Source organism: Neisseria sp. HMSC31F04, assembly GCF_001807735.1.
GTDB classification, from domain to species: domain Bacteria; phylum Pseudomonadota; class Gammaproteobacteria; order Burkholderiales; family Neisseriaceae; genus Neisseria; species Neisseria elongata.
Window position 1 is genome coordinate 36,313 of record NZ_KV790784.1, and the last position, 13,518, is coordinate 49,830.

Annotated in this window: 15 protein-coding genes and 4 pseudogenes; 15 read left to right on the top strand and 4 right to left on the bottom strand. The window is 48.6% G+C overall.

Features of this window, described 5'->3' with window-relative positions:
- The first annotated feature begins 176 nt into the window (after positions 1 to 176).
- From gatC to HMPREF3107_RS02900, 13 genes and pseudogenes are all read left to right on the top strand, one after another.
- Positions 177 to 467: an Asp-tRNA(Asn)/Glu-tRNA(Gln) amidotransferase subunit GatC gene (gene gatC, locus HMPREF3107_RS02845; RefSeq protein WP_040665683.1), complete on the top strand. Its 291-nt coding sequence runs from the start codon at positions 177 to 179 to the stop codon at positions 465 to 467.
- 26 nt (positions 468 to 493) lie between these two features.
- Positions 494 to 982, top strand: coding sequence for a hypothetical protein (locus HMPREF3107_RS02850; protein WP_239482445.1), 489 nt, complete (start codon positions 494 to 496; stop codon positions 980 to 982).
- A 184-nt stretch (positions 983 to 1,166) separates the two neighbouring features.
- Positions 1,167 to 1,370, top strand: coding sequence for a hypothetical protein (locus HMPREF3107_RS12515; protein WP_246828580.1), 204 nt, complete (start codon positions 1,167 to 1,169; stop codon positions 1,368 to 1,370).
- 463 nt (positions 1,371 to 1,833) lie between these two features.
- Positions 1,834 to 2,412, top strand: a complete 579-nt coding sequence (locus HMPREF3107_RS02860; RefSeq protein ID WP_070453197.1) for a DUF4303 domain-containing protein — start codon at positions 1,834 to 1,836, stop codon at positions 2,410 to 2,412.
- A 77-nt stretch (positions 2,413 to 2,489) separates the two neighbouring features.
- Entirely contained in the window at positions 2,490 to 3,938 is a 1,449-nt protein-coding gene (gene gatA / locus HMPREF3107_RS02865; protein ID WP_070453200.1) for an Asp-tRNA(Asn)/Glu-tRNA(Gln) amidotransferase subunit GatA, read from the top strand.
- Positions 3,939 to 4,143: 205 nt separating this feature from the next.
- Positions 4,144 to 4,596 (top strand): hypothetical protein, encoded by a 453-nt coding sequence (locus HMPREF3107_RS02870; protein ID WP_070453203.1) that lies wholly within the window; start codon positions 4,144 to 4,146, stop codon positions 4,594 to 4,596.
- 135 nt (positions 4,597 to 4,731) lie between these two features.
- Positions 4,732 to 5,088 (top strand): VOC family protein, encoded by a 357-nt coding sequence (locus HMPREF3107_RS02875; RefSeq protein WP_070453206.1) that lies wholly within the window; start codon positions 4,732 to 4,734, stop codon positions 5,086 to 5,088.
- 14 nt (positions 5,089 to 5,102) lie between these two features.
- Positions 5,103 to 5,723 carry a trimeric intracellular cation channel family protein gene (locus HMPREF3107_RS02880; protein ID WP_070453210.1) on the top strand — a complete coding sequence of 207 codons (621 nt, stop codon included), beginning with the start codon at positions 5,103 to 5,105 and terminating at the stop codon, positions 5,721 to 5,723.
- 66 nt (positions 5,724 to 5,789) lie between these two features.
- A pseudogene (locus tag HMPREF3107_RS12285) lies at positions 5,790 to 5,897 on the top strand (IS5/IS1182 family transposase); the annotation flags it as partial.
- 36 nt (positions 5,898 to 5,933) lie between these two features.
- Positions 5,934 to 7,364 (top strand): Asp-tRNA(Asn)/Glu-tRNA(Gln) amidotransferase subunit GatB, encoded by a 1,431-nt coding sequence (gatB, locus tag HMPREF3107_RS02885; protein ID WP_070453213.1) that lies wholly within the window; start codon positions 5,934 to 5,936, stop codon positions 7,362 to 7,364.
- Positions 7,365 to 7,488: 124 nt separating this feature from the next.
- Entirely contained in the window at positions 7,489 to 7,737 is a 249-nt protein-coding gene (locus HMPREF3107_RS02890; protein ID WP_070453216.1) for a hypothetical protein, read from the top strand.
- 157 nt (positions 7,738 to 7,894) lie between these two features.
- Positions 7,895 to 8,833 (top strand): nuclease-related domain-containing protein, encoded by a 939-nt coding sequence (locus HMPREF3107_RS02895; protein ID WP_070453219.1) that lies wholly within the window; start codon positions 7,895 to 7,897, stop codon positions 8,831 to 8,833.
- A 142-nt stretch (positions 8,834 to 8,975) separates the two neighbouring features.
- Positions 8,976 to 9,167, top strand: coding sequence for a hypothetical protein (locus tag HMPREF3107_RS02900; RefSeq protein WP_141742815.1), 192 nt, complete (start codon positions 8,976 to 8,978; stop codon positions 9,165 to 9,167).
- Positions 9,168 to 9,312: 145 nt separating this feature from the next.
- On the opposite strand, the gene HMPREF3107_RS02905 is transcribed toward HMPREF3107_RS02900, so the two are convergent.
- Positions 9,313 to 9,849, bottom strand: coding sequence for a hypothetical protein (locus tag HMPREF3107_RS02905; protein ID WP_070453224.1), 537 nt, complete (start codon positions 9,847 to 9,849; stop codon positions 9,313 to 9,315).
- Positions 9,850 to 9,918: 69 nt separating this feature from the next.
- Here HMPREF3107_RS02905 and HMPREF3107_RS02910 point away from each other — a divergent pair, with 69 nt between their 5' ends.
- Together HMPREF3107_RS02910 and HMPREF3107_RS02915 are read left to right on the top strand one after the other, a co-directional pair.
- A complete protein-coding gene (locus tag HMPREF3107_RS02910; RefSeq protein ID WP_070453227.1) occupies positions 9,919 to 10,206 on the top strand; it encodes a hypothetical protein in 288 nt (95 codons plus the stop codon).
- A gap of 64 nt (positions 10,207 to 10,270) precedes the next feature.
- Positions 10,271 to 10,915: a DUF1294 domain-containing protein gene (locus HMPREF3107_RS02915; protein WP_041961390.1), complete on the top strand. Its 645-nt coding sequence runs from the start codon at positions 10,271 to 10,273 to the stop codon at positions 10,913 to 10,915.
- A 68-nt stretch (positions 10,916 to 10,983) separates the two neighbouring features.
- Here HMPREF3107_RS02915 and mog read toward each other — a convergent pair.
- The 3 pseudogenes from mog to narH all read right to left on the bottom strand — a co-directional run.
- Positions 10,984 to 11,562 (bottom strand): annotated as a pseudogene (gene mog, locus HMPREF3107_RS02920) (molybdopterin adenylyltransferase).
- A 359-nt stretch (positions 11,563 to 11,921) separates the two neighbouring features.
- Positions 11,922 to 12,659: pseudogene (locus HMPREF3107_RS02925) on the bottom strand (molybdopterin dinucleotide binding domain-containing protein); the annotation flags it as partial.
- Positions 12,659 to 13,471, bottom strand: a pseudogene (narH, locus tag HMPREF3107_RS02930) (nitrate reductase subunit beta); the annotation flags it as partial. The pseudogenes HMPREF3107_RS02925 and narH, both read right to left, overlap by 1 nt.
- Positions 13,472 to 13,518 lie beyond the last annotated feature (47 nt).

Consider the following 13,518-nt stretch of genomic DNA (forward strand, 5'->3'; position numbering starts at 1 on the left):
AATGTATTGAACACATTTTCAGACGGCCTGAATCAAGCGCGACAGGCCGTCTGAAAAGCGGAAATCTTTAATGGCAGGGAAGGTTTCGGTTATAATCCCGCGCCCGAAGTAGTTCGGAAAACGCGCTATCATACCTTAATTCGCCAATATTGCTAATTATCTTTAAGGAATTTTTCATGGCCTTGAATTTGTCTGATGTGGAAAAAATTGCCAAGCTGTCGCGCTTGAGTTTGACAGAAAACGAGAAAACGAAAACTTTGTCCGAGTTGAATGACATTTTCGCTATGGTTGAGAAAATGCAGTCTGTGAATACAGACGGAGTAGAGCCTATGCCGCATCCGCATGAAACCGCGCTGCGCCTGCGTGAAGATGCCGTTACCGAAACTGATCACGCTGCCGAATATCAGGCTGTGGCCCCCGAAGTTCGCAATCGCCTGTATATCGTGCCCCAGGTGATTGAAGAATAAGTTAAATTTAATTTTTTAGAGAGTCAATGATGAACAAAATCTTAACAGCATTACTGCTCGGCGCATTTGCCGTTAGTGCTCATGCCGCACCGAAACAGGGTGATAACGAAAAATCCGCCGCCCTGCTTGCCGGCCGTTCGGGTAAAACCGTACATTTGTATGACTACGAAACCCCGGATGGCACATACAGTGCATCGCTCTATCCGTCCAGTGTAAAAAATCTTGGCAACGGTTGGTATTCGACCGTCACGCTGCATCAGCCTGCCCGTGCAGGCAAACATGCCCATATGCTGATTTTGGATTGGGTGCACTGCCAAGAGCCCAAGCAGTCTGTCATGAGTGCGATTGCACTGTTCGGAAAAAACGGCAAACTTGAAGAGCGCGCCGATATCCACGATTACGATAGTCCTGAAAAAATGCCGCAGGAAGTCATTGAGCAGGTGCAAAAAGAAGATTCCGAAGAAGCCATGCACAGCGGCAAAATGGTGGAAACCGTGTGCCGTCGCGTGAAATAAACAAGCATCAGATGTTTTGCTTTGCCTAAGCAGGCCGTCTGTAAAGCAATATCTACTCTTTCAGACGGCCTGAAAGGCATTTCTATGAAGCAGGATTTTATTCTGAAGTCAGTCGCCAAATGGCAGACGGTTTGCAACATTTCATTGTCGCGCAGGCGAGCCATTTTCAGACGGCCTGATAACTATGAAACATAAACACAGCAAGTCTGTATGCACGATGTCTCCCGATCGGCTTGTCAAAATACTGGCCTACCTGCGTGAATATGCTCAACAGTGGAGCAAAGCATACGAAAAAATCGCGGAGCAAGTCTGCCACGCATTTGCCGCTACCTCGCTGAAGATGAAAGGGATTATTGGGAAAATGTCCTTTTCCAAGGACACCGTGTAGGAGAAATTCCGCGTTTAAATCCCTGCTCCGCCATCACATTTATGGATAGTATAGGCAGGCATTTCGCCCTGCCATATTACTTGCTTTGGGCATTACAAGAACCAGACGGTATGGTTGCCGATAAATTGGCTTATGCATTGGAGAACAGCTATTACACTGATGAACTGCTGCTCATGCACAACAACGCACTTTGTTGAATGCAGTCCGTTTTCTCGTGGAAATAACGGCAAATACCTACGACGACGGCTACTATTCGTGTATCGACAGCCCATGGCAGGCTACATTTGAACACTTAAGCCAAATATTATCGGATGCTGATATTTTGCCCAATAAAAAATAAGATTTTTAAAAGGCCGTCTGAAAGAGCAAGTGTGGTTTTTAAAGAGTAATTGTGAAATAGACAATGACAAATACAGTCTGTTCCGCAGAAGAATAGACAAAATGCACGAAGCAAAGGAACCCCATGTCCACCGAGCAACAACACCTGCACACCGCCGCCATTAGCCACATCCGCCAATGTTTCAACCGTATCAATCAACAGGTCGAACAGGCAGGTAAAGAAGTTGCCGTGTATTATTTCTATCTGGTAGACGACTTTTTTGTCGCAGGCAACGCCGCGATTACCCATCAGGATTTAGAAACCTTTGCTGCCAAGCACAGGAAAAAATACAAAAACTGCACCATCCTGCAGGCGATTTGGGATGGCAGATGTACACTTTATGACGGCAAAACCGAAATCCAGAATGCTTCAGATAACTGGCTGAAAAACCAAAGCGAGCTCTACCAAGTTGCATACCGTAGCATAGAAAATCTAGATGATGACGACATCTATCAGCAAAAACGCACCGAATACGAAACAGCCCTGATAGCCGCACTGCAACAATGCGACCAAGAAGGCCTGTTCGGCAATCGCGCTGAAAACGGTATATTGCTGTTTGCGTTTTATATTGATGATTATGATGAAAATGACGAACAATCGCTGCTTTACCGTTCCGCCACGCAGCTCAACCAACCGGATACTTACCAAAAATTGATAGGCTGATATTTTCAGACGGCCTCAAAAGCAGCCTGCACCATTAACCCTTTAAAATTTCACTTATTTTCAACCGAAAGACCCTCATGACCCAATACACCCTCAAACAAGCCAGCCAACTGCTGCAATCCAAACAAATCTCCGCCGTCGAACTGGCAACCGAATATCTTGCCGCCATTACCGCGCAGAATTCGGCAATCAACGGCTACATCACACTGGACCAAGACAAAACCCTCGCCGAAGCCCGTGCCGCCGACGCACGTATCGCGCAAGGCAACGCCACGGCGCTTACCGGCGTACCCATCGCCTACAAAGACATTTTCTGTCAAACAGGCTGGCGCAGTGCATGCAGCTCCAAAATGCTGGACAATTTCGTTTCGCCCTACACTGCCACCGTCGTCCAAAACCTGCTCGACGAAGGCATGGTAACGCTCGGCCGTACCAACATGGACGAATTCGCTATGGGTTCGACCAATGAAACCTCATTCTACGGCGCAACCAAAAACCCATGGAATCTTGAGCACGTACCCGGCGGTTCGTCCGGCGGCTCCGCAGCCGTTGTTGCAGCACGTATTGCTCCTGCCGCGCTCGGTTCCGATACCGGCGGCTCTATCCGCCAGCCCGCATCACACTGCGGCATCACCGGTATCAAACCTACCTACGGCACGGTTTCCCGCTTCGGCATGGTTGCCTACGCATCCAGTTTCGACCAAGCTGGTCCGATGGCACAAACTGCCGAAGACTGCGCGATTTTGCTCAATGCGATGGCGAGCTTTGACGAGCGCGATTCCACCAGCTTGGAACGCAGCAAAGAAGACTACACCCGCGATTTGGACAAACCGCTCAAAGGCATGAAAATCGGCCTGCCTAAAGAATATTTCGGCGAAGGCGCCGATGCCGATGTGCAGGCTGCCTTGCAAAATGTCATCGACCTCTTAAAAGCGCAAGAGGCGGAAACTATTGAAGTTTCCCTGCCCCAAACCGGCCTGTCCATCCCCGCTTACTACGTCCTCGCTTCCGCCGAAGCCAGCACCAATCTTTCCCGCTACGACGGCGTGCGCTACGGCCACCGCGCCGCCCAATTCGGCGACTTAGAAGAAATGTACAGCAACACCCGCGCCGAAGGTTTCGGCAGCGAAGTCAAACGCCGCATCATGATCGGTACTTATGTGTTGTCGCACGGCTACTACGATGCCTATTACCTGAAAGCCCAAAAATTGCGCCGCCTTGTCGCCAACGATTTTCAGACGGCCTTCGCGCAATGCGACTTCATCCTCGCCCCGACTGCGCCCACAGCAGCCCCAAAACTCGGCAGCGACATCCACGATCCCGTTCAGATGTACCTTTCCGACATCTACACCATCGCCGTGAATCTGGCAGGATTGCCTGCCCTAACCCTGCCCGCAGGTTTCAGCAGCAGTGGACTGCCCATCGGCGTGCAATTTATCGGCAACCACTTCTCCGAAGCCAAAATCCTTGGCGCAGCGCATCAAGTACAGCTGGCGAGCGATTGGCATACAAAAGCACCTGTGTGAGGTTTCTGGTAACCTTTGAGGCCGTCTGAAAACCGCATGGATGAATGATAAAAACGTGCGAAGTGCCGATCTGCCGCCAAGAAATGGTAATCTCATCAAGATATTATCCGCACAAGCGAACGAGTCATTGAAGATGAGAAAAGCAGCCTGCATCTCCCATTCTATAAAATGCAGGCTACCTGAAACCCAAGACCAAGGACATCTAATGCCCGCCGCAATCCTCGTATACGCCGCGCTCCTGCTCTGTAGCACCTCCGCCGTAGCCTCTGCCAATAGCGACATCTTGTTCTATTGCCAAACCACCAACGGTAAGCAAGTGCATATCCAACAACACGACAGCAACGTGCGCTACCGCTTTGGCAAAAACCCGGCCCACCCCGAACTGGAATTCACACAACCCAAAACTCAGGTTTACCAGCGGAACTTCACAGTCGATGACAACGGCTACCGCGCCCACGCAAGACAAATGTGGCTGCACAACGGTAATGCGCACTATGTCACTACCGTGCTTTACCTTTCAAAAGGAACGGTGTATTCGCTGGGCGTATACCATGACGGCAAAGATGTCGACATTCCCTGCCGGCGGCGACACGCCTTTGAAAACATAACGCGCATTGATGCTCTGCCTGAACTTCCTGACGATTTTGAAGTTGAATAAGTTATTGATTTACTGTATTAATTACGGTTTAAAATAGCGTGCTATCGCCGCCTCATTGGAAGATTTTTTTGACCTGTTTGACTGGGCATAATCCTTTTTTCAGGTAGCCCCAAGAAAACCAACTAAGAGATTACAATGAAAAAACTGTTCCAAACCAGTTCGTTAGTTTCCGTGCTCAATGTATCCGATTACACAGTGGCTCTGACATGGTACAGCGCATGGCTTGGCGAGCCCGATGAAACACCGATGGACGGAATGGCCGAATGGCGTATTGCCGACAATGCCTGGCTGCAACTGGATGCCACTGCAGAAACGGTAAAGCCCTCGGCGGCCATTATCGGCGTGAATAACTTGGCCGCCTGCCGCACCGCGCTGCTGGAAGCAGGAATTGCCGTTGGCGAAATCCAAGATTGGGAAGTGGTATTAAGCTGCGATTTGCACGACCCCGACGGCAATCAAATTTCGCTGGCACAAATCATCAGCCAACAATAAGGCTACCTGAAACCATGACCACCACCGACTTCATCCAAATCATCGGCACCGCCGCCTTCGCCGTGTCCGGCTACCTCGTCGGCTACAGCAAACGGCTCGACGTGCTCGGCGTGGTTATCACCGCCTTGCTCACCGCCGTGGGCGGCGGCATGATGCGCGATGCGCTGGTGGGGCGCATACCGCAGGTATTCCTGCATACCGACGCACTTACCGTTGTGTTTGCAACCCTCGTTATTGCTTGGCTGCTGCGTGTGCAACGCTATCGCCGTACCTACCTGACAACCGCCTTCCTAATTGCCGATGCCGTTGGCTTGGCCGCCTTCAGCATCACCGGGGCACAAATCGGTATTGCCCTACAATTAAACCTGTTTGGAGTCATCATGCTTGCCTTCATAACCGCCGTGGGCGGCGGCATTGCCCGAGATATTTTGGTGAACGACGTGCCCATCGTATTGCGCGCCGACCTCTACGGCAGCGTTGCCATCTTCATTGGCGGGCTGATGTATTTCCTCGCGCGGCTCGGCTGGATAAACGCCTTTACCCTGCATCTGCTGTTTGCCGCCGGCCTGTTTCTGCGGCTGGCCGCCTACCGCTTCCACTGGCAGCTTCCCGGCTTCCAGCCACGCAGAAAATAGCGGTAAAAGGCCGTCTGAAAGATAGAATCTAGGTTTTCAGGTAGCCTCTGCCCACCCGGAAATCCTTATAGTGGATTAAATTTAAATCAGGACAAGGCGACGAAGCTGCAGACAGTACAAATAGTACGGCAAGGCGAGCCAACGCTGTACTGGTTTAAATTTAATTCACTATACAAACCGATTAACCCTTCTTCAACAGAAAGACCCCTTATGACCTGGGAAACCATAATCGGACTGGAAATCCACGTCCAACTCAATACCAAATCCAAAATCTTCAGCGGCGCATCGACCGCATTCGGTGCGAAACCCAATGCGCACGCCAGCGTAGTGGAATGCGCACTGCCGGGCGTACTGCCGGTAATGAACCGCGAAGTCGTTGAAAAAGCCATCAAATTAGGCTTGGCTTTGGATGCGAAAATCAATCAGAAAAACGTGTTCGACCGTAAAAACTACTTCTATCCTGATTTGCCAAAAGGCTATCAAATCAGCCAGTTGGATTTGCCGATTGTCGAACATGGCAAATTGGAAATCGTGGTTGGCGACGATGTGAAAACCATCAACGTAACCCGCGCGCACATGGAAGAAGATGCGGGAAAATCCGTGCACGAGGGCTTGAACGGTGCAACCGGTATTGACTTGAACCGCGCCGGCACGCCGCTGCTGGAAGTGGTATCCGAACCCGAAATGCGCTCCGCTGCTGAAGCCGTTGCCTACGCCAAAGCCTTACACAGCTTGGTCACATGGCTGGACATCTGCGACGGCAATATGGCGGAAGGTTCGTTCCGCGTTGATGCCAACGTATCCGTACGCCCAAAAGGCCAAGCGGAGTTCGGCACGCGCCGCGAAATTAAAAACCTCAATTCCTTCCGCTTCTTGGAGCAGGCAATTAATTACGAAGTGGAAGCGCAAATCGAAATTTTGGAAGACGGCGGCAAGGTGCAGCAGGCAACCATGCTGTTCGACCCGGAAAAAGGCGAAACCCGCGTGATGCGTTTGAAAGAAGACGCGCATGACTACCGCTACTTCCCCGACCCCGATTTGCTGCCTGTCATCATTTCAGACGACCGGTTGCAAAAAGCCAAAGAAGAAATGCCCGAGCTGCCGAAAGAAATGGCAGCGCGTTTCGTGGCTGATTACGGCGTGTCCGACTACGACGCGCGCCTGCTCACCGCCAGCCGCGTGCAGGCTGCCTATTTTGAAGAGGCCGCCAAAGAGAGCGGACAAGGCAAGCTGACTGCCAACTGGATGAACGGCGAACTCGCCGCCATGCTGAACAAAGAAGGCATGGAGCTTACCGACAGCCCGATTACCGCTCCGCGCCTTGCCGCTCTGGTAGGCAAAATCGCCGACGGCACATTAAGCAGCAAATTGGCGAAAAAAGCCTTTGAAGCCATGTGGGCGGAACCCGAAGCCACCATCGCCGAAATTATTGAAAAACACGGCTTGCAGCAGATGACCGATACCGGCGCGATTGAAGCCATGGTGGACGAAGTGCTGGCAAACAACGCCAAAGCCGTGGAACAGTTCAAATCCGGTAACGAAAAAGCCCTGAATGCGATTGTGGGACAAGTGATGAAGGCCAGCAAAGGCAAAGCCAATCCCGCACAGGTGCAGGAGCTGATTAAATCGAAGTTAGGGTAAATTAAAGTGCAGGCTGCCTGAAAAACGATAAAAGGGTTTTCAGGCAACCTTTTTAGTAATCCAACCCAAGGAATCCCATGTCTTACTATCTCATACTCCGCAACCATACCGACCACCCTGACCAATGGCTGGAAGACGCCGCCTGCTCACCGAAGAATTCTTCCTGCAATGCGACGACTGTAGGGGAAACCTCTGTTTCTATGGAGTAGGCGACGAAGACGATGAAGAAAGCTACGTTGAGCTGTCATACGAATTCAACGCGGACACAGGTCGCCACGAAATTTGGTCGGACAACCCTACTTCTGCCTCCGCACACATCATGTATCAAATCGAACAGCAGCTGAACGATGGCACCACTTTAGATGCCGAATAAATACCAGTCTGCCTCTGAAAGTATTTTCAAGTAGCCTTATAATGCTGCTTAAATACCCGTCTACACTGCAAACTAAGGTGCAGGCTGCTTTTATCAAACGAAAAGCAGCCTGCACACATCCTAACGCCTGTCTTTTTGTGTACAGAAAGATTCAATCATGCTGATTAAAGAAGCCGACAGCCGCCAAAGCGACCTTGACGAACTCAACGCCCTGCTTGCACTGCCGCATGTCAATGCCGATACCAAGCAGCAAATCCGGCAGGAAATCCGCAATATCCAATCCGGCATCAAAGGCGAAACCGATGCCGCATTCCAAATCAACTTCCATTACGAAAACAGCCCAAGATGGGCAGTTATACACGACTTGCGCTTGGAATTTGAAGGCCACGCCGCGCAAATCGACCACCTGCTTATCAACCGTTTTCTGGAAATTTATGTGTGCGAAAGCAAGCGTTTTGCCGAAGGCATCGGCTTCAACGAGCACGGCGAATTTTACCGCTATGTCCAAGGCAAACCCTATGCCATCGAATCGCCCATCGAGCAGAACAACCGCCACATCCTACTGCTGAAGCGCCTGTTCGATAGCGGCGAAATCGACCTGCCCACCCGCTTGGGCTTCCGCATGAAACCCTCGCTGCACAGCCTGATTCTGATTGCCAATACATCCGCCATCCACCGCCCGAAAAACAGTAAAAAAGTGGACGGCATGGACAGGATTATCAAGGTGGAACAACTAGTTAAACGCAGAGACCAAGATTTAAAAGAAGAAAATTTCCTGCATACTTTCAGCAGCGTTAATAAATTGATTTCAACGGAAACGCTGCAAAATTTTGCCGAAAATCTGGCGGACTTGCATACGCCGGCGAAGAAAGATTGGAAAGCCCGTTTCGGCATTGAAGAAAGGCCGTCTGAAAAAGAGGCTGAACTCCTTTCTAGCATAGCCTTGGGCACACCGCAAACCAAGCGGCTGTTCTGTGCCGACTATAAAACAACTGTCTCCCCAAACGTTGCCGCTTTCTGCTGGAACAATAAAGGCCGTTTCCACGGCAGGGTATATTGCTTCGACTGCCAGCGGAAATATAAGGCCGGTTCATAGTGCGGAGTGATTGCACCAATGCGGATACAACAAAAAATATCCTAAAGGCTGCTTCTGCTTGCCCAAAAGCAACCTGCATTTTTATCAACGGAAACTCACATACCGACAACAATAAACAGCAGTTTTGTTCTCGGGGAATTTCATGAAAATTGCCAAAATCATGATTTTGTGGGCTGCTTTGCTTGGAAGTTCATGGGGGGCTGAATTGGACACGGCTGATGCGGGCGACTATGTGCTGCTGAACAAAGAACCGCAACCGATGAGCCTGAAAATTCATCTGTTTTTAGTCAGTCTTGCCATGCCGTCTGAAAATAGAATAGGGCATAAGCTTTAATTCTGTTAAAGCTTGATTTTCAGACGGCCTTCAAACCATTAAAAATCAAGGAATAAGATGAAAATAATATTATCCGCAGTCCGTTACCGTTTGCCGTTTAAGGTGCATCTTGCTGTATATTTTGAAAAATAATGGGAAAGGATAATTATGCCAGCGGGAGAAATTCTATTTTAAAATGATTGGATATGACTAATTCTTTGAATTTATCCGAGAATACCCAAATCAAATCATCGTTTATATCCTTTGCGCAAAACTCGAAGCCGGAGATATTTTTTAAGAATACAGGCGGGTGATCAATAAATTTTTCTCCGTCGATTTCATAAAAGCTTGATTTTTCCATATCCACTAAATTGGTAGCTAATTTAATTTTTCCCAGGAAAAATTTGAATTCTTCATCCTTAATTTTCAGCTTGGCAGGGAAGAAATCTAGTTCATTTTTTAATGTCTCAGCCAATTTATAAGTAAAATTTTCAGAAAACAATAATATTTTGGGAATGGTTTGAACGTAATCCGTTTGGTGAATGTTTGTAGAAGTATAGCCGCTTTGAGCAATAAAAACAGCTTCGTTTGTATACCTGCCTTCATTATAATTAATGAAATCGATAATTTTTCTATCTGCCTGCTTTAAGTCCGCATACGCATCTTTATTGTCTACGGCAGAATATATTTGATAAATATTCATTGTCCATCCTTTAAGATTAACATCCACCCGTCTGCTTTCAGACGGCCTCATTTATCCGAGCCAATAATTATGATCAACCTTTCAAACGATGAAGCATTAGGTGCCGCTGCCATCGCCGCACATAAATTTTCCTTTAAAAATAAAGAATATCTTATATGGCCACAGCTTTGCGGCTGTTTTCATTGTTTAACCATCTTTCATTCGACAGAACTGAAAGAGGATGACTTTCTGTCGGAAGACGACGGACAGTATACTGCATGGTGTCCTTATTGCGGCATCGACAGCATCATCGGGGAAGATTGCGGGTATGAAATTACCCCGGAACTATTGGCAGCGATGAAAGACTATTGGTTTTAAAAGATATAAAGTATAGAGTAGGGCTTTCAGACGGCCTCCAAATATCAAATAATCAAAAGAAAAAATGACTGAAAAATTTAAAGGCCACATTGTGAAGTGGCACGATGAAAAAGGTTTCGGCTTCATTAAATGCCAAGATTTATCGGAAGAGATCTTTTTTCATATCAGCCAATATAAAGGGAAGCAGCGTCCTGAAATTAATGAGCAGGTGGTGTTTACTTTAGGCAAAAATAGGCAGGGGAAAACGCAGGCTTTGCAGGTGCAAGAATGGCTGTTTGTGCGCAAACAACAGCGAAAACGAGAATATTGGCAACAGCAGCAAGACGAATTTGAGAATAATCGCCAACTTTTTACTGTTTGCGCCATGGCTCCCTATATCCTATTGGCAGCTGCTTGGTTGATTGGAAAAGTTCCGACTGTATTGCCATTGTGGTACATTATATTCAGCCTGATGGCTTTTGCAGCTTATGCTAAAGACAAATATGCTGCGGAAAACGGCAGCTGGCGTACTCCTGAAAATACGTTGCACATGCTTAGCCTGTTTGGCGGGTGGAGTGGTGCATGGTTGGCGCAAATTTGGCTGCGGCATAAATCAAAGAAAACAGAATTTCGCCGAATCTATTGGCTGACTGTCTTGATTAACTTGTCGCTACTTTTCTATTTATTATTTTCTCCATCAGGCCATCGCTGGCTTAGCATTTGGAGATAACTGTTATTTGTAAATAAGCGGTAAGAATAAAAATTTTTGAGTTGCATCAGTTATCAAAGACGGTATCTTTATTTTTGTTTGGGGCGGAAGGCGGTGCAGATGGCGGTATCGGTTTCAATGAAGCCACCGCCGATTAAATCCACACAATAAGGAATGGCACCGAATAGGCCTGGTACAACGATGCTGCCATCTTCCGAACGTACGCCGCCCAATGTTTCAGCAATGGCTTTGGGTTGGCCGGGTAGATTCACAATCAGGCTGTTGCCACGAATGCCTGCTGTTTGGCGTGACAAAATGGCTGTAGGTACATAATGCAGGCTGATACGGCGCATTTGTTCGCCAAAACCGGGCAGTTCCTTGTCTAATACGGCTTGTGTGGCTTCGGGTGTGATGTCGCGTGGTGCAGGCCCCGTGCCGCCGGTGGTAAAAATCACATCGCAATGCTCTTCATCTGCCATATGGATAAGCACGCTTTTGATTTCGTCTTGATCGTCAGGAATAAGGGCTTCCACATAACGGATCGGATTGAGGACGGCGTTGTCAAGCTAGCTTTTGAGTGCGGGAATACCTTCATCGGCATACACGCCGCTGCTGGTGCGGTCACTGGTGGAAATTAGGCCGATGGTGATGGTAGAGAGTGTGTTCATGATAATGGCAGACTCAAAAGATAGAAAACTGCATTGTACCTGATTAGCTGTATCTGTTGTGGGTACTGGCAATGTGTTCAATAGTAGTGCGTAAAACATAGGCCTCTAATAAGAAGGTTTATTTCGCACAAGGTGTTCATAATTCCCCTAAAAATGCATTCCACCCAAGAGAGTGCAGTAGTCTGATTGTATCTACATTATCATTTTAATTAACTAGTAGTCCTAGCAGGATTGAATCTTGTACATAAATTGATTTAGTCTTTTGATTTCTCATTGATTAAAAGTTTGATACTAAAAAATGCCCGTCTGAAAGTTTCCTCTCAGACAGGCATTTCTCTTCACTAAGTTTTCAGGCGGCCTTAACCTGCAGGTTCGTCCATCCAATCCACTTTGCTCATTTTACGCACAATCACCCATTCGTCGCGGTTAGAGCCTACTGTACCGTAGTAGTTAAAACCGTAGGCAAGTTGTGCGTAGCCGCCGATCATGTGGGTTGGTTTCAGAATGGCGCGGGTTACCGAATTGTGGATACCGCCGCGTTTTTGCGAAACCTCGCCTGCCGGAGTATGGACAATTTTTTCCTGTGCGTGATACATCAGGATCATGGTTTCGGGGATGCGTTGGCTTACCACGGCGCGACAGGCAATGGTACCGTTGGCATTAAACACTTCTACCCAGTCGTTATCGACAATGCCGGCTTTCTTGGCATCGACTTCGGAAATCCACACATGTGGGCCACCACGGAACAGGGTAAGCATGCGCAGGTTTTCCGAATAGGTACTGTGAATACCCCATTTTTGGTGAGGTGTGAGGAAGTTCAGGGTAATTTCCTTGTTACCGTTGGGGTATTTGCCCAGCAGTTTTTTGGTGGTTTTAAAATCAACAGCAGGTTTGTATACACATAAGTGTTCGCCGAAATCCCGCATCCATTTGTGGTCTTGATAGAACTGCTGGCGGCCGGTAATGGTACGCCACGGGATCAGTTCGTGTACGTTGGTATAGCCGGCGTTGTAACACACTTCTTCGCTTTCCACGCCCGACCAAATCGGAGAGGTAACGATTTTGCGCGGCTGGGCAACGATGTCGCGGAAGCGGATACGCCCAAATAGCGGATGCGGCCTACGCAGGTTCCGGAACATACAGTCGGCTGGCCGCCTTCGATACGCGGATAGCAGAATGTGCATTTTTCAGCTTTGCCGGAAGTCCAGTTGTAGTAGATTTTTTTGTAGGGGCAACCGGATACGCACATACGCCAGCCGCGGCATTTGTCTTGGTCGATCAGTACGATGCCGTCGTCTTCGCGTTTGTAGATGCTGCCTGACGGGCAGGAGGCTACGCAGGTCGGGTTCAAACAATGCTCGCACAGGCGCGGCAGGTACATCATGAAGGTCTGTTCGAACGCAGCGTGCATGTCTTTTTGAATGTCTTCGAACAGTACGTCTTTTGCACGTTTTTCAAATTCGCCTGCCAAATCGTCTTCCCAGTTCGGACCCCATTCCACTTTGTCCATTTTTTTGCCGGTAAGTACGGAGACAGGACGGGCGGTCGGCGGCGTTTTCATTTTCGGCGCGTTTTGCAGATGCTCGTAATCGTAGGTGAACGGCTCATAGTAGTCGTCGATTTGTGGCATGTTTGGGTTGGCAAAAATATTCGCTAAAATCTTCAATTTGCTGCCTTGTTTGGGTACCAGTTTGCCGTCGGGTTTGCGCACCCAGCCGCCATTCCATTTGTTTTGGTCTTCCCAGTTTTTCGGAAAGCCGATGCCGGGCTTGGTTTCGACGTTGTTAAACCACGCATATTCCACGCCGTCGCGCGAAGTCCAGACGTTTTTGCAGGTAACGGAGCAGGTGTGGCAGCCGATACATTTGTCTAAGTTCAGAACCATGCCGACTTGTGCTCTGATTTTCATGGTAGTGTTCCTTTTGGAGACCTTTGCAAAATCCCCCCAAAATCCCC